Below are 16,827 nucleotides of genomic sequence, written 5' to 3'. Positions count from 1 at the left end.
TCCGAGCGTAAGCGCTACTCCGCCGCCTCTGCGTAATCCACGGGCACATAGTTGAGGATCGGGCCGAGCCAGCGCTCGACCTCGGCCAGCGGCATGTCCTTGCGGCGGGCGTAATCCTCGACCTGGTCGCGTTCGACCTTGGCGACGCCGAAATAATAGCTTTCGGGATGGGCGAGATAGAGGCCGGAGACCGACGAGCCCGGCCACATCGCGTAGCTCTCGGTCAGGCTGACGCCGGCATTGCGCTCGCCGTCGAGCAGCCTGAACAGCGTTGCCTTCTCGGTATGGTCGGGCTGCGCGGGATAGCCGGGCGCCGGGCGGATGCCGCGATAGGGTTCGCCGATCAGTTCGTCCGGCGCCAGCTTCTCGTCGGCCGCGTAGCCCCAGAAATCCTTGCGCACCTTCTCGTGCATGCGCTCGGCAAACGCTTCGGCGAAACGGTCGGCCAGCGCCTTGACCATGATCGAGGAGTAATCGTCATTGGCCCGCTCGAAGCGCTCGGCGATCGCCACTTCCTCGATGCCGGCGGTGACGATGAAACCGCCGATATAATCGGGCTTGCCGCTCTCGGCAGGCGCGACGAAATCCGACAGCGCGACATTGGCCTTGCCGTCGCGCTTGGTCAATTGCTGGCGCAGCGTGAAGAAGGTCGCCAACTCCTGCGAGCGTGCCTCATCCGTGAACAGCTTGATGTCGTCATCGACGGCATTGGCCGGCCAGAAACCGATGACGCCGCGCGGCGCAAACCACTTTTCGGCGATGATCTTCTTCAACATCGCCTGCGCATCCTCGAACAGCTGGCGCGCGGCAGGGCCCTGCGCTTCATCCTCGAGGATCTTGGGATAACGGCCCTTCAGCTCCCAGGTCTGGAAGAACGGCGTCCAGTCTATGTAGCGCGAGAGCTCCGCCAGGTCCCAGTCCTGGAACAGTTTCACGCCCGTGAAGGACGGCCTCGGCGGCTGGTAGGCCGACCAGTCGACCTTGTGCGCATTGGCCCTTGCTTTGGCCAGCGGCAGCCGCTGCTTGTCGGCCTCGGAGCGGGCATGGGCGTCGGCGACTTTTTTGTATTCGGCCCGCACCGTGTCGACATAATCGGCCTTGCCGTCGTTCGAGAGCAGCGACGAGACCACGCCGACCGCCCGGCTGGCGTCGGTGACATAGACCGTCTGCCCCTTGGAATAGCGCGGGTGGATCTTCACCGCGGTGTGCACGCGGCTGGTCGTCGCGCCGCCGATCAGCAGCGGAATGTCGAAGCCTTCGCGCTCCATCTCGGCGGCCATGTGCACCATCTCGTCCAGCGATGGTGTGATCAGACCGGAGAGGCCGATGATGTCGACATTTTGCTCGCGCGCCGTCTGCAGGATGTTGGCCGCCGGTACCATGACGCCGAGATCGATGATCTCGTAATTGTTGCAGGCCAGAACCACGCCGACGATGTTCTTGCCGATGTCGTGGACATCGCCCTTGACCGTCGCCATCAGGATTTTTCCGGCCGTCTGGCGCTCGCCATTGTCGATGCCGTTGGCGGCGTTGGCCAGTTTCTCCGCCTCCATATGCGGCAGCAATCCGGCCACCGCCTGCTTCATCACCCGTGCCGATTTCACGACTTGCGGCAGGAACATTTTTCCGGCGCCAAACAGGTCGCCGACGACATTCATGCCGGCCATCAGCGGGCCTTCGATGACATGCAGCGGACGCTCGGCTGCCAGCCGTGCTTCCTCGGTATCGGCGTCGATGAATTCGGTGATGCCGTTGACCAGCGCATGCGAAATGCGCCCTTCGACCGGCAGCTCGCGCCAGGCGAGATCGCGCTCCTTGCCCTCCTTGCCGGCGGCGCCCTTGAAACGCTCGGCGATCTCCAGCATGCGCTCGGTGGCGGTGCCGCCGGCCCTAGGTGCGCGGTTGAGCACGACATCCTCGCAGGCCTCGCGCAGCTCCGGCTCGATCGTGTCGTAGACGGCCAATTGGCCGGCATTGACGATGCCCATGTCCATGCCGCGCTGGATGGCGTGGTAGAGGAACACGGCGTGCATGGCCTCGCGCACCGGCTCATTGCCGCGGAACGAGAAAGACAGGTTGGAGACGCCGCCCGAGATATGGACATGCGGCAGCGTCGCAGTGATGTCGCCGGCGGCCTCGATGAAATCGACGCCGTAATTGTCATGCTCCTCGATGCCGGTGGCGACCGCGAAGACATTGGGGTCGAAGACGATGTCCTCGGGCGGGAAACCGGCCTGTTCCGTCAAGAGCTTGTAGGCACGGGTGCAGATCTCGACCTTGCGCGCCTTGGTGTCGGCCTGGCCGGCCTCGTCGAAGGCCATGACGACCACGGCCGCGCCATAGGCGCGCACCAGCCTGGCATGATGCAGGAACGCTTCTTCGCCTTCCTTCATCGAGATGGAATTGACCAGCGGCTTGCCCTGCACGCATTTCAGGCCGGCCTCGATGATTTCCCATTTCGAACTGTCGACCATGACAGGCACACGCGCGATGTCGGGCTCGGCGGCGATCAAATTGAGGTACTCGACCATCGCCTTCTTCGAATCGATCAGGCCTTCATCCATGTTGATGTCGATGATCTGCGCGCCATTGGCGACCTGATCGCGCGCCACGTCGAGCGCCGGGACATAGTCGCCCGCCGTGATCAGCTTTCTGAACTTGGCCGAGCCGGTGACGTTGGTGCGCTCGCCGACATTGACGAAGGGAATCTCGTCGGTCAGCGTGAACGGCTCCAGTCCGGACAGCCGCATCTTGCGCGCGATCTCGGGGATGGGACGCGGCGGATATTTCTTGACCGCCTCGGCGATGGCGCGGATGTGCTCCGGCGTCGAGCCGCAGCAGCCGCCGACGACGTTGACCAGCCCTTCCCTGGCGAAATTCTCTATCTGCGCGGCCATGAAGTCCGGGCTCTCGTCATAGCGGCCGAATTCATTCGGCAGGCCGGCATTCGGATAGGCGCAGACGAAGGTGTCGGCGACGCCGGATATTTCGGCCAGATGCGCGCGCATGGCGTTGGCGCCGAGCGCGCAGTTGAGGCCGATGGTGAAGGGGCTGGCGTGGCGCACCGAATGCCAGAAGGCGGTCGGCGTCTGGCCCGACAATGTACGGCCGGAGAGATCGGTGATGGTGCCGGAAATCATCACCGGCAGATGCACGCCCTTCTCGAGAAAGATCTCGTTGCAGGCGAAGATCGCCGCCTTGGCGTTCAGCGTGTCGAAGATGGTCTCGATCAGGATAATGTCGGCGCCGCCGTCGATCAGCCCGCGCAACTGCTCGCCATAGGCCAGGCGCAGATCGTCGAAGGTCACGGCACGATAGCCGGGATTGTTGACGTCGGGTGACATCGAGGCGGTGCGGTTGGTCGGCCCCAGCGCGCCGGCGACGAAGCGGCGCTTGCCGTCTTCCTGCTCGGCGCGAATGGCGGCGCGCCGCACCAGCCGCGCACCGTCGCGATTCAGCGCGTAGACGGCGTCCTCCATGCCGTAATCGGCCTGGGCGATCGAGGTCGAGGAGAAGGTGTTGGTCTCGAGGATGTCGGCGCCGGCGATGGCGTACTGATAGTGGATCTCCTCGATCGCTGCGGGCTGCGTCAGGATCAGCAGGTCGTTGTTGCCCTGCTGGTGGCAGGCGCAGCCGGCGAAGGCCTCGCCGCGGAAATGCTCCTCGTCGAAACCCAGACCCTGGATCTGCGTGCCCATGGCGCCGTCAAGGATGAGGATGCGCTCGCGCGCCGCCGCGGTGAGTGCCGCAAGCACTTCGGAACCGTCGGGCCTTACCGCGACGGGGCCGAACAACGCATCCAGCGATGCAGAATTCTGCGACATTTTTTATCCTTGAGGCGACAACCATCACATAAGGATATCTTTATGTCAATATACGGGATGCGACCGAACATGTATGGCCGGTCAATCATCATGACCCACAGCAGGCCGGCAGCGGTCATTGGCGGAACCGGCGCTGCCTACCCCCCAACGTCCCGATACACCCTCACCTCGCCATCCTGGCCGCGAATGCGCCAGTCCTGCCCGTCCTGCGCCTCGATATAACACGGCCCGAGCGGCACCTTGCCACCGCCTTCCGGCAGGTCCAGCACATAGACGGGATTGCAGATGCCCGACAGGCGGGCGCGCAGCGCGCCGGCCAGCGCCTGTCCCTCGGCAATGGTGGTGCGCCGATGCGCCATGCCGCGCGCGAGGTCGCCGTGGTGCAGGTAATAGGGCTTTACCCCCAGACGATACATCAGCTCGCGGCAGAGTTCCTCCAGCACTTCCACCGTGTCGTTGACGCCCTTGAGCAGGACGCTCTGGTTAAGCAGCACGAAGCCTGCCTGGCGCAAAGTGCGACAGGCCACCTCGGTGGCCGGCGTGATCTCCCGCGCGTGGTTGAAATGGGTGACGACGGTGACCATCAGCCGGCCCTGCAAGGCGCCAACCAGCCCCGGCGTGATGCGCGTCGGCAGCACGACAGGCACACGCGTGTGGATGCGCAGCAGCCGCACATGCGCGATCGCCTCGATGCGGGCGCGGATTTCAGCCAGCGTCTTGTCCGGCAGCGACAGCGGATCGCCACCGGTCAGGATCACCTCGCGGATTTCGGTGCGGGCTTCGATATAGGCAAAAGCCTCTTCGAGGGCGTCGCGCGTATAGCCACGCCCGATCGAGGTCAGGGACTCCTTGCGGAAGCAGAAGCGGCAATAGACCGCGCATTGATAGGTCGGGAACAACAGCACGCGGTCGGCATGGCGGTGCGTCAGTCGCGGCACCGGACTGAAGGCATGGTCGGCGATTGGATCGTCGAGCTCGCCCTCGGTTTCCACCAGCTCATCCGGCGACGGAATGATTTGCGCGCGGATCGGATCGGCGGGATCGTTCCAGTCGATCAGGTCGAGATAGGTTTTTGGGGCACGCACTTTGTGCCGCACGGCCGCTTCCTGCGCCGCCGCCCGCTCTAAGGGCGACAGCGGCAGCGAGGCGAGATCGCGGACATGGCGGACGCCCGCGCGGACGTCGTCCTGCCAGGCGGTGTCGGCATCGGCGGCTTTGAGATTGGTGTCTGTGGTCATTGGAGGTCTCGGAGCAGCAATTTGCGCGGAGCTATCGGCCGGTTGAGGGAGTTGGTCAACCATCTGTTGCCGCCGACGTTGATCCGTAGAGTTCCCGCCGACCTCAGAGGCTGACGCTGCCCCTCATTGCCCTGCCGGGCATTTCTCCCCGTAAAACGGGGAGAAAGTGGCTAATCCCGACTTTCGACGCAATCGACCAGCGGAACGATTTCGGGCAATCTGACGGGCGCGCCAAGGGGGAGTTGGGCGCTGACAGGGAGGACCGCCATGAGCAAAAGACCGCGCTATGAGGATGCCGTTCAGCGCTTTCGCATCGAGGACGAGATCGCCCGCTTGCATGGCAACCCTGCAACCGGCATCAATGCCTATGTCGAATGCTGCGGACGCTACACCGGTGAAAACCGGCTGGCGTTGCGCGCGATCTCGGCCGGCGGCGAATTGCGAGAATTCAGCTTCGACGATCTCGCCGACATGTCGGGTCGCGCCGCCAGTGTGCTCAAGGCTGCCGGCGTCGGTGCCGGCGATGTCGTCGCCGGCATGCTGCCGCGCATCCCCGAACTGGTGGCGCTGATCCTCGGCACATGGCGGATCGGCGCCGTCTATCAGCCGCTGTTTACCGCCTTCGGCCCGAAGGCCATCGAGCACCGTCTTGGCTATAGCGACGCGAAGATCGTGGTGACCAACCCGGCCAATCGCGGCAAGCTCGACGAGGTCGAGACACCTGCGCAAATCGCGACCATTCTTGGATCCGACGAGGCGCTGCCGGAAGGCGACATCGATTTCCGCGCCGCCGTTGCGGCCGCCTCGCCCGACTGCCAACCGGTGATGCGCAAGGGCGACGACCTGTTCATGATGATGTCGACCTCCGGCACGACCGGCCTGCCCAAGGGCGTGCCGGTGCCGCTGCGCGCGCTGCTGGCCTTCGGAGCCTATATGCGCGATGCGATCGGGCTCCGTGCCGACGACATCTTCTGGAACATCGCCGATCCCGGCTGGGCCTACGGCCTCTATTACGCCATCACCGGCCCGTTGCAGCTCGGCATCGCCACGACCTTCTATGAAGGCGCCTTCAACGCCAAAAGCACCTACGACATCATCGAGCGGCTCGGCGTCACCAGCCTTGCCGGCTCGCCGACCGCCTATCGCCTGCTGATGGCGGAAGGGCCTGAGGCTGCCGCTCGTGTAAAAGGCAAACTGCGCGTGGTGAGCAGCGCCGGCGAACCGCTCAATCCGGAAGTGATCCGCTGGTTCGACGCCAATCTCGCCGCCCCCATCCACGATCATTACGGCCAGACCGAAAACGGCATGATGGTCAACAACCATCATGGGCTCTCGCATCTCGTGCGCGCGGGTTCGGCCGGCTTCGCCATGCCCGGCTACCGCATGGTGGTGCTCGACGAGGCCGGCAACGAGCTCGGCCCCAACCAGCCCGGTATCCTTGCCGTCGACATTGGCAGATCGCCGCTGCGCTGGTTCGAGGGTTATCATCAGGCCGAGACGCCGGCGATATCAGGCGGCTACTACCGCACCGGCGACACGGTGGAGTACGAACCGGACGGCTCGGTGTCCTTCATCGGTCGCGCCGACGATGTCATCACCTCGGCCGGCTACCGCATCGGCCCGTTCGATGTCGAAAGCGCGCTGATCGAGCATCCGGCGGTCAACGAGGCGGCCGTCGTCGGCGTGCCCGATCCGCAGCGCACCGAGATCGTCAAGGCCTTCGTGGTGCTGGCACCGGCCTACAAGGGCAATCCGAAGCTCGCCGAAGAGCTTGCCCAACACGTCAAGAAGCGGCTCTCGGCGCATTCCTATCCGCGCGAGGTCGAGTTCGTCACCGAACTGCCGAAGACCCCAAGCGGCAAGATCCAGCGCTTCCTGCTGAGGAAGGCGGAAGTGGAGAAGCGCAAGGCAGGCTGAAGCCTTCGATCTTCAAGCGCCGAAGCCGCTTCTCGTTGATTCCGCCACGCAATAGCCGCGAAGTCCCCGGAGGCTCTCAGGCCTGTCGATGATCAATGAGGGGACTGCGTCATGCGGTTGATGTGGACGTTTCTGTTCGCGCTCGTCAGCAGCGTGGCTTTCGCGGCCTCGCCGGAGGATGACTATATCACCGCGCGCGACAAGGCGATTGCGGCCATCGCGGCGCTGAACAACGCGAACACGGCGATCGAAACCATCGACGCCCAGAACGAGAAGGCGCTGGCCGACCTGCAACAGCGTCTTTCCGGCATTATCGGCCCCTTGGCTGTCAAGGATTTTCCGGCAACCGGCACGATCAATATCGAAAGCCTCAGCGACTCCGACATCGGCTACGGCATGCTCGATGGGCTGCGATACACCAAAGGCGACAACGGCCCCACCCTGGTGGCAACGACGCGAGGGCTGCTGGAGCGCTGGCTAAAGGCCAAAGCCGCCGAGACCGACGAGAGTTTCAAACTGCCTGCAAGCATCGATGAGGCGCTGAAGCTCGATGCTTTCTATACCCAGGCGATCAACAGCGATGCCGCCTTTGAAGGGACGCTCGACTTTCCGCTGAAGACCCCGCAAGGCGCCAACATCGCCTTCGCCCGGCTCGGCGGCTGGACGCAGGATGTTGGGCCGATCTACGAGCAGGAAGTCATCGTTACGCTCGTCAAAGGCGACAGCGTTAGAATCATGGCGGCGCCGGCGGCCCCTGCCGTTCCGAAGATCGCCGCCTGCGACGCCGTTTGGGCTGCTGCGGATGCCGCCGCGCAGAAATTCCAGGAGGCCTACCAAGCTTCGGAGCTCAAGGACGAAAAGGCGTTCGATTCCTCCAACGCCGCCTGGGACAAGGGCGATAGCGACTATCGCGCCTGCATGGGCGATCATTTGCCGGGAGACCCGGCCTTCCCGGCGCTGCTCGCCCAGGCGCAGGCGCTGGCCGATCAGATGGCGGGAAAGTAAGGCTCCCGGAGCAGGCCCCGCGAGGCAAGATCAGTCGACCTTTTCGATTTCGGATACGAAAATTGCGAGTGGCGGCCCGATGCCGCTTGCGCACTTCATTCTTCAGGGCACCGCCCTAGACCTTTGTCTCCGTCGCAAGGCACTCAGCTTTCGCCCCCTATGCTGACAACCAAGATCTCAACGTCTATTCTCAGAGTGCACCTTGAAGTTCAAATTTAAACTTTAGCTACTATGGTCGACGGACGGACTACTGTCCCTAGAAAGGTATCCAGACCGAATTGGCAGGAACGAGGTTCAATCCCGGCCGGTTGAAACGAGCCATTTTTTCTTCCGCCAACTTGCCGGCGGCGATTGCCTTTGTTGTGCTTCTCGTCTGTGCCCTGGTTGCCGACCAGAGGAACAGAGAGGTTTCCGATCAGCTGGCGCGCGCTGATGTCCTGGCCAAGGTCAACATCATACGCGCCAAGCTCGAAGGCAACATAACCGGCAATCTCCAGCTGGTTCAGGGTCTCGTTTCGACGATCGTGACCGAGCCCTATATGGGCCAGCAGAGATTTGCGGCGCTCGCCCGCAATCTGTTCGAGCAAAGATCGCAGTTGCGTGACGTTGCCGGCGCGCCCGATCTCGTCATCACGCTGATATACCCGCTGGAAGGCAATGAGAAAGCCATCGGGCTGGACTACCGCAAGACCGAGGCGCAACGCATGGCTGCGCTTCGGGCTCGCGACCAGCGCGCGCTGGTGCTCGCCGGGCCGGTCAAATTGGCGCAAGGCGGACGTGGCTTCATCGGCCGTATCCCTGTCTTCGTGCCGACGGCGGGTGGCGGCGACCGGTTTTGGGGGATTGTCTCGGCCGTGATCGATATCGATCGGCTCTACAGCGCGAGCGGACTGACCGACCCTGAGCTCGATATCGATGTGGCGCTCATCGGCAAGGATGCGCTGGGGGGTGGCGGCGAACTGTTCTTCGGCGGCGACAATGTCGTGGCCGGCAATCCGGTGATGGCCGAGGTGCAGCTGCCTTCAGGCTCCTGGCAGATTTCGGCCATACCGAAGGGCGGCTGGCCGACCGGTCCGAAAAATGAGTGGCTTTTGCGGGGGCTCATGGCGCTCGCCGGCGCGCTGGTGGTGCTGCCGATCCTCGTGGCCGGACGTCTTTTCGGTGAACGACAGAAAAATGACGCCGAGCTGAGGCGCCTGTCCCGGCGGCTGGAGCTGGCATTGGAAGCCTCGGGGATAGGCGTGTGGGAGCACGACCTCGTCACCAACGAGCTCGTATGGGACGACCGCATCAACGAAATCTATGGCAAGCCTGCCGACGGAAAGACCCGCGGCTATGACGACTGGGCGCTGGCGATCCACCCTGAAGATTTCGAGCGGGCGAAAGCGGACTTCGATTCGGCTGCCGCGACACAAGGCCCCTACTCTTCGCAGTATCGGCTTTTGCGACCGGACGGCACCATTCGCCATGTCCGCACACGCGCCAGTTTCTTCCAGGACATCAACGGCGGATCAAAAATGATCGGCGCCGAATGGGACGTGACCTGGGACGTGCTGCTCAACGAGAATCTCGTGCGCGAACGTCGCCTTTCAGAATCGAAGAATGCCGAACTGAATATGGCCAAGGCCCGCATCGAGCATGTCGCGCTGCACGATTCGCTGACCGGCCTGCCCAACCGTCGGTATCTGGATGAGATGCTTGCCGAAAACCACGAAGCCGAGGGCCGCGCAGCATTGCTGCATCTCGACCTTGACCGTTTCAAGCAGATCAACGACACGCTCGGCCATGCAGCCGGCGATGCATTGCTGGTGCATGCTTCGAAAGTCATCCAGGCCAGCGTCGGCGGTGCCGATTTCGTTGCGCGCATCGGCGGCGACGAGTTTGTCGTGCTGAGCCATGGACGCGACGACAAGGAGCTCGCCGCACTTGCCGACCACATCATCGACGCCATGCGCCAGCCGGTCGACTATCTGGGTCACCAGTGCCGGTTCGGCGTAAGCATCGGCATTGCAGCCAACAGCGGCGTCGACGCCAAGCAATTGCTCGTCAATACCGATCTCGCCCTGTACCGGGCGAAAGGCCGTGGCCGCAACCGCTACGAGTTTTTCAACGAAGAGCTGCAGAGCGAGATCGTTCGGACCAAGCAAACCGCCGACGAGATTCTGGGCGGACTCGAGCGGAACGAATTCGTCGTCTACTACCAGCCGCAGTTCGACGCCAAGACGCTGGAGATCGTCGGCGTCGAGGCGCTGTCACGTTGGGACCATCCGCAACGCGGCATGCTGACCCCCGACGCCTACATCAAGGTGGCTGAAGAACTCAATGTCGTGGCGCTTATCGACCGCACTGTCCTGACGCAGGCGCTTGATAATTTCGAGCGCTGGTCGCGCAGCCACCTCAACATCCCGCGCGTGTCGGTCAACGTCTCCGCCAGGCGCCTGGAGGACAAGGACCTGATCAAGGGTTTGCGCAAGCTTGCCATCAAGAAAGGGACCGTGTCGTTCGAGCTGGTGGAGTCGATTTTCCTCGACGAAAACGACGAACTGGTCACCTGGAACATCGAGCACATAAAGGGGCTCGGTATCGACATCGAGATCGACGATTTCGGCACCGGACATGCCTCGATCGTCTCGCTCCTGAAGTTGCGGCCGCGTCGCCTCAAGATCGATCGCCAGCTGGTCACCCCCATCACCAGTTCAACCGCGCAGCGGCAGCTGGTGTCGTCCATCATCGACATCGGAAAGTCGCTCGGTATCGAAGTGATCGCCGAGGGTGTCGAGACAATGGAGCACGCGCAGATCCTGAAAGAGCTTGGCTGCGATATCCTGCAAGGCTTCCTGTTCGGCTACCCGATGGACGCAAAAGCCTTCAAGACATTCGCCCAGTCACGCAAATGGCTAGCGGCGAGCTGACAAACCCTGCTTGACGCAATTGCGGACGGAAGAACCGTTTCCTGAAATGGCTCTAGCTGCGCAGTCCCGGCGCTTCTGCCCCGTGCGCTCGACATATGGATCGACAGAAAGATAAAGATTCAGCAGAATTTCAGAAATCTTCCGGTACGCGCCCGTTCCTTGGCTTCATTGTTCTCCTGAACGAACTGGAGGAGGTCGAACATGTCAGGGAATGAGAGCACGCGCCAAGCCGCCCGGCAGGAACTGCTGGAATATGCATCCACCGTCATGGCTGCGTCCCCTTGTGCGCCCATGCCTGGAACAATGTTCGAAATGCTCGAGATCATCGCCATGGAGAGGCGGATGGCTTCCAGCCAAGGTGAAAGCGGATCAAATTCTCCTGATCCCTTGACGTCCGCGCCGATTGGGACCCCAATCAGGCAGCGTTTGGTCGAGCTGGTCAGATCGGCATTCAATGTCGCGAGAAAACCCAGGGAACGTACCACTGGCACTTGGCAGTTGCGAGCTTGATCTTGCCCGCGGGCTACTGTTGTGCGACGGGAAACCTGTCGCTCTGCGCTCCAAGGCGTTTGACCTGTTGACCTATCTCAGCAGGAATGTCGGGCGTGTCGCGACCAAGTCTGAACTGATGTCGGCGGTGTGGCCAGACGTTTTTGTGACCGAGGACTCACTGACGCAGGCGGTCAGGGAGTTGCGAAAGGCGCTGCAGGACGAAAGCCAAACTATCATCCGTACGGTCGCCAAACGCGGCTACGTCCTCTCTCTTCTCGAGGCGCCAAAGCAAGAGCGCTCCGGACACCCGAGCGTTGCGGTACTGCGTTTCAGCAATGAGGGGGCGCCGGAAGACACCCCCTTGGTCGACGGTTTTGCCGAGGACATTGTCAATGCGTTGGCTCGCTTCGGAAGGGTCGACGTGCTGGCACGCAATTCCGGATTTGCCTTTGCCTCGGATTCCGCTTCCGATTGGCGTGCCATTGGCGACAGCCTTGGCGCAACCTATCTGGTCCGCGGCAGGGCGACGACTCGCGCAGACGGCATGCGGGTCACCGTCAGTCTCATGACTGCTTCGACGGGTGGAGTCCTCTGGAGCGAAACTTTTTCTGCGTCCGGCGGCCAGATCTTCGACATGCAGGAAGAAATCGCCTGCCGTGTGGTGAACCGGCTGGTCGCTCGGCTCGACGACGCAGGTGTCAAGCAGGCAACCCCGAAGCCTCCCGACAGCCTGGCCGCATACGAGCTTCTCCTGCGTGGACTGGCCCGGCTGCGCGGTTACGGTGATGATGACAACAAGGCTGCGCGCGATCTTTTCCAGGCTGCGGTCGAAAAGGACCCGACCTATGCCTTGGCGCATTCCTACATCGCGCTCGCCGATCTCATTATCGGCGGCTATGCCGAGGCGTCCCCGGAATTGCTTGGTTCACTGATCGAGCGCGCGGAGTGTGCGGTGACCCTGGCGCCGGAAGAGCCGCGCTGCCATCGCGTGCTCGCCCAGGCTTTAATCTATGCCCGTCAGTTCGAAGCGGCCGAACATCACCTTCAGCGCGCGCTCGACCTCAATCCCTATGACGCCGATACGATTGCGCAAATGGGGTTCTTGCTCTCGATGAGAGGCAGGCCTCTTGAAGCACTCGCGGCGCTTGACAGTGCGATACGGATCAACCCGATCCATCCTGATTGGTACCACTATGATCGCGCCATCGCGCAATACTCGGCTGGAGATTACAAGGCCGCGCTTGTCAGCATGTCCAAGGTCCCCTCGAAGTCCCCCTGGCGACTGACAAGGCTGGCGGGGTGCCACGCGCAACTCGGCGAACTGAAGGAAGCTCAGCGCATTATGGCAGAGGTCAAGCGGATAGCACCTGACTTTTCGCCGATGCAGTTTGCGCAAACCGGGATTGCGTACGAACATGCAAGTGATGTTGAACATCTCGTTGCCGGCGTCGCCAAGGCAATCGCAGCGTATGAGGAGAAGCCCTAGGCGGCGCGGTCTTCGCTTTGGACGAGAGCCGAGGCGTCCGTCTTCCGGGCGGGATTACCCCCGCAACCCCGGCGCTTCCTGGCCGGTCCGCTCGACATATTCGGTATAACCGCCGCCATAGGTGTGGATGCCTTCCGGCGTCAGTTCCAGCACGCGGTTGGAGAGTGCGGCCAGGAAATGGCGGTCGTGCGAGACGAACAGCATGGTGCCTTCATACTGCGACAGCGCCGTGATCAGCATCTCTTTGGTGGCGATGTCGAGATGGTTGGTCGGCTCGTCCAGCACCAGAAGATTAGGCGGATCAAACAGCATCAGCGCCATCACCAGCCGTGCCTTCTCTCCGCCCGACAGCACGCGGCATTTCTTCTCGATCTCGTCGCCGGAAAAGCCGAAGCAGCCGGCGAGTGCCCGCAGCGGCGCCTGTCCGGCCTGCGGAAACGCGTCCTCCAGCGTCTGGAACACGGTGCGCTCGCCTTCCAGCACCTCCATGGCGTGCTGGGCGAAATAGCCCATTTTCACACTCGGCCCCCGCGCCACCGTGCCGGCATCGGGGTCGGAGGCGCCGGCGACCAGCTTCAGCAGTGTCGACTTGCCGGCGCCGTTGACGCCCATGATGCACCAGCGTTCGCGGCGGCGGACCTGAAAGTCGAGCCCCTCATAGATGGAGCGGCTGCCATAGCCTTTGTGGACGTTCTTCAGCGTTACGACGTCTTCGCCGCAGCGCGGCGCCGGCTGGAAGTCGAAATTGACGATCTGGCGGCGTTTGGGCGGCTCGACGCGGTCGATCTTGTCGAGCTTCTTCACCCGGCTCTGCACCTGGGCGGCATGTGACGCCCGCGCCTTGAAGCGTTCGATGAAGGCGATCTCCTTGGCCAGCATCGCCTGCTGGCGCTCGAACTGAGCCTGCTGCTGCTTGTCGGCGATCGCCCGCTGCTGCTGGTAGAATTCGTAATTGCCGGAATAGGCGGTGAGCGAACCGGCGTCGATCTCGACCACCTTGTTGACGATGCGGTTCATGAACTCGCGATCGTGCGAGGTCATCAGCAGCGCACCGTCATAGCCTTTCAAAAACTGCTCCAGCCAGATCAGGCTTTCAAGATCGAGATGGTTCGACGGCTCGTCGAGCAGCATCACGTCGGGCCGCATCAGAAGGATGCGGGCGAGCGCCACGCGCATCTTCCAGCCGCCGGACAGCTTTCCGACATCGCCGTCCATCATCTCCTGCGAAAAGCCGAGGCCGTCGAGCACTTCCCGGGCGCGGCCGTCCAGCGCATAGCCGTCGAGTTCCTCGAAGCGGTGCTGCGCCTCGCCATATTGTTCGATGATCTCGTCCATCCGGTCGGCCTGGTCAGGATCGGCCATGGCCGCCTCGAGTTCGGCCATTTCGGCCGCCACATCGCTGACCGGCCCGGCGCCGTTCATCACTTCGGCGACCGCGCTATGGCCGGCCATGTCGCCGACATCCTGGCTGAAATAGCCAATGGTGACGCCGCGATCGACCTGCACCTGGCCCTCGTCGGGCTGCTCCTGTCCGGTGATCATGCGGAACAAAGTCGTCTTGCCGGCGCCGTTCGGCCCGACAAGGCCGACCTTCTCGCCCTTCTGCAAGGCGGCCGAGGCCTCGATGAAGACGATCTGGCGGCCGTTCTGCTTGCCGATATTTTCAAGACGGATCATGGGGCGGTCCGGGAGGGTAAAGGGGGATGTGCGGGATTGCCCGAGCGCTTACCCGAATGAAGGCGACGAGGGAAGAGCGCAAACGCCGCAGCGTCGACAGTGAAAATTGGCGATGGCGACGGTGACAGCCGATCTCCCCCCAAGTGGGGGAGATGGCCGGCAGGCCAGAGGGGGGCGCGAAGGAACGCGACGTTTGATTGCAACCGCATCGAGCGGCGGCTGACATTCGGACGCTTTTGAACCACTTGGAGGCTAGAGAGGCTGGCGGGACAGCACCCCCCTCTGCCCTGCCGGGCATCTCCCCCACTTGGGGGGAGATTGGCAGCTTCAGCGCCGCACCGTTACTTCGCGTCGTGGAAGATGATCCCCACCGTATGCCGCCGTCCCGAGCGCAGGCGGCTGACACCGTGGCTGAGATTGACGCGGTAGTGGCCCTTGGTGCCGTGCACCGGGCGATTGTGCACGGCGAAGATCACCGCGTCGCCGCGCCTGAGCGGCACCACTTCGGCGCGGCTCTGCATGCGCGGGCGCTGTTCGGTGAGCACGAACTCGCCGCCGGTGAAATCCTCACCCGGTTGGGAGAGCAGGATCGCCACCTGCAAGGGAAATGCGAGATCGCCATAGAGGTCCTGGTGCAGGCAGTTGAAGTCGCCGGGACCGTACTGGAGGAGCAGCGGCGTCGGTCGCGTCTGGCCGTTTTCGTGGCAAAGCTGGAGGAAGGCGGCGTGGTCGGCGGGATAGCGCTGGGCAACACCCATGCGCTCGTTCCAGTCGTTGGCGACGCCGGCCAGCCTGGGGTAGAGCGCGGTGCGCAGGCCGCCGATAAGATCCGGCAGCGGGTAGCGGAGATAGCGGTACTCGCCCTTGCCGAAGCCGTGACGCGCCATCACCACATGGCTGCGGAAATGCTCCTCATGCGGATAGAGCGCGGCGATGTCGGCGCATTCCTCGGGTGAGAGCAGAGCCGGCATGATAGCTGAACCGTAGCTGTTCAGCTCCGAGACAAGAGCGCCCCAGTCCTGCGCGGCGACGCGCGCTTCGGCCGAACGGGTTGCGCGTTTGGTGCTTATCGAATGGATGGTCATGGATGCCTCCTTTGATACGATCAAAGTGGGGCGGATGAGAGGTGCGAACCACCCGATTCCTGCGGAGACGGGCGAAGCTGCCAATCTCCCCCCTCGTGAGGGAGATCTGCAGCCTCACCGCTTGCGATACCCCTCCAACTCCGGATCAAGATCGACCCGCACCGCGTTGGTGAACACGCAGGTCGCCACCATGATGCCGGCGAAGGCGACAAGATTGACCAGCAGCGTGTCGGCGTAGCGGGCCTTGAGTGCCGTCCAGATGTTGTCCGGGACCGCATTGGCGTTGGCGGCGACCGCCTTGCCGAAAGCGATCAGCAGCGCTTCATCCTTGCTCGGCTCGATCGCTTCCGGATCAAGGCCGCCATCGATCAGCGCGCGGCGGAAGAAGGTGACCGGAATCTCGGCACGGCAGACTTGCGAGATCGCCAGCGACAAGAGCCAGATGGCGCGGTCGTCGAGCGCGGGCCGCAGCAGGTCCCGCAAGGTGAACCATTCGGCATAGATGCGATGCGCCACCGGCGAATGCAGCAGGATGCGCTTCATGTTGGTCATCCGGCCGCGCAGGCTGAGCTCCCTGTCATACTCGGCGCGGATTTCGAGCGAAGCCGTGTCGTACTCAACAGGGGAAATGCGTGCCATGGGATGGTCCTGGTTACCCGGCAAGCGTGGTGTGAAGCTCGGGCGGCGTGCGCAGTGTGTTGCTCACCGTGCAGATCGTTTCGGCGTCCTCGACAATCCGCCTTTTCGTCGCTTCGTCGAGATCGCCCTGGACGTCGAGCACGATCATGAACCGGCCGACGCGGGAGACATCGCCTTCTGCCTTCTCGCCCCTCACATCGGCGCGGACCTCGCCGAGGTTGGCAGCGACGCCGAGGCGCGAGGCGGCGATGCGGGCGCTCAGCACCATGCAGGCGGCGACGGAGGCATAGAGCAGGTCGAGCGGATTGAAGCCCTGAGCGTTGACCCCGGTCACCACATCGACGCTGCCGCCGGTCGGTGTTGTCAAGACCGGCAAGCCGCCCGGCGGCATCACGGCCAGCGCGCCGGTTTCTCGGGTCCTGACCTTGAGTTCTGCCATTCAACTATCCTTTCGGGGCCGGGCAAAATGCAAGGCGCAGCCGCCCTGGCGGCGAGCCCTGCCACGCAATGCCGGTATATGGTAGTCTCGAGGCCGACATCGCAACATCGACC

11 protein-coding genes are annotated in these 16,827 nt (G+C 63.1%); 4 read left to right on the top strand and 7 right to left on the bottom strand.

What is annotated here, in order from left to right:
• Window positions 1-14 precede the first annotated feature (14 nt).
• Window positions 15-3,824, bottom strand: coding sequence for a methionine synthase (gene metH, locus AC1D1N_RS21420; protein ID WP_477350855.1), 3,810 nt, complete (start codon window positions 3,822-3,824; stop codon window positions 15-17).
• 137 nt (window positions 3,825-3,961) lie between these two features.
• Window positions 3,962-5,062, bottom strand: a complete 1,101-nt coding sequence (locus tag AC1D1N_RS21415; RefSeq protein ID WP_112560923.1) for a KamA family radical SAM protein — start codon at window positions 5,060-5,062, stop codon at window positions 3,962-3,964.
• Between the two features lie 267 nt (window positions 5,063-5,329).
• Between AC1D1N_RS21415 and AC1D1N_RS21410 the strand changes: the two genes are divergently transcribed.
• From AC1D1N_RS21410 to AC1D1N_RS21400, 3 genes are all read left to right on the top strand, one after another.
• On the top strand, window positions 5,330-6,979 hold the full coding sequence (locus AC1D1N_RS21410) for an acyl-CoA synthetase (protein ID WP_477350853.1): 1,650 nt from the start codon (window positions 5,330-5,332) through the stop codon (window positions 6,977-6,979).
• Window positions 6,980-7,090: 111 nt separating this feature from the next.
• A complete protein-coding gene (locus tag AC1D1N_RS21405) occupies window positions 7,091-7,984 on the top strand; it encodes a hypothetical protein (RefSeq protein WP_477350851.1) in 894 nt (297 codons plus the stop codon).
• A gap of 308 nt (window positions 7,985-8,292) precedes the next feature.
• A complete protein-coding gene (locus AC1D1N_RS21400) occupies window positions 8,293-10,896 on the top strand; it encodes a bifunctional diguanylate cyclase/phosphodiesterase (protein ID WP_477350849.1) in 2,604 nt (867 codons plus the stop codon).
• A gap of 119 nt (window positions 10,897-11,015) precedes the next feature.
• On the opposite strand, the gene AC1D1N_RS21395 is transcribed toward AC1D1N_RS21400, so the two are convergent.
• Window positions 11,016-11,351 (bottom strand): hypothetical protein, encoded by a 336-nt coding sequence (locus AC1D1N_RS21395; protein ID WP_436259218.1) that lies wholly within the window; start codon window positions 11,349-11,351, stop codon window positions 11,016-11,018.
• Here AC1D1N_RS21395 and AC1D1N_RS21390 point away from each other — a divergent pair.
• Window positions 11,351-12,874: a winged helix-turn-helix domain-containing protein gene (locus tag AC1D1N_RS21390; protein WP_112560920.1), complete on the top strand. Its 1,524-nt coding sequence runs from the start codon at window positions 11,351-11,353 to the stop codon at window positions 12,872-12,874. The two genes, AC1D1N_RS21395 and AC1D1N_RS21390, sit on opposite strands and share 1 nt — an antisense overlap.
• Window positions 12,875-12,928: 54 nt before the next feature.
• Here AC1D1N_RS21390 and AC1D1N_RS21385 read toward each other — a convergent pair whose 3' ends face one another.
• The 4 genes from AC1D1N_RS21385 to AC1D1N_RS21370 all read right to left on the bottom strand — a co-directional run bounded on the left by AC1D1N_RS21385 (window position 12,929) and on the right by AC1D1N_RS21370 (window position 16,714).
• Window positions 12,929-14,551 carry an ABC-F family ATP-binding cassette domain-containing protein gene (locus tag AC1D1N_RS21385; protein WP_112560919.1) on the bottom strand — a complete coding sequence of 541 codons (1,623 nt, stop codon included), beginning with the start codon at window positions 14,549-14,551 and terminating at the stop codon, window positions 12,929-12,931.
• Between the two features lie 341 nt (window positions 14,552-14,892).
• Window positions 14,893-15,636: a 2OG-Fe(II) oxygenase gene (locus AC1D1N_RS21380; RefSeq protein ID WP_477350846.1), complete on the bottom strand. Its 744-nt coding sequence runs from the start codon at window positions 15,634-15,636 to the stop codon at window positions 14,893-14,895.
• Window positions 15,637-15,750: 114 nt separating this feature from the next.
• Window positions 15,751-16,275, bottom strand: a complete 525-nt coding sequence (locus tag AC1D1N_RS21375; RefSeq protein ID WP_477350844.1) for a carboxymuconolactone decarboxylase family protein — start codon at window positions 16,273-16,275, stop codon at window positions 15,751-15,753.
• A gap of 13 nt (window positions 16,276-16,288) precedes the next feature.
• Window positions 16,289-16,714: an OsmC family protein gene (locus tag AC1D1N_RS21370; RefSeq protein WP_477350842.1), complete on the bottom strand. Its 426-nt coding sequence runs from the start codon at window positions 16,712-16,714 to the stop codon at window positions 16,289-16,291.
• Window positions 16,715-16,827: the final 113 nt, after the last annotated feature.

Source organism: Mesorhizobium sp. P2_B5 (assembly GCF_056404775.1).
This window is presented reverse-complemented; position numbering and strand designations above follow the sequence as displayed.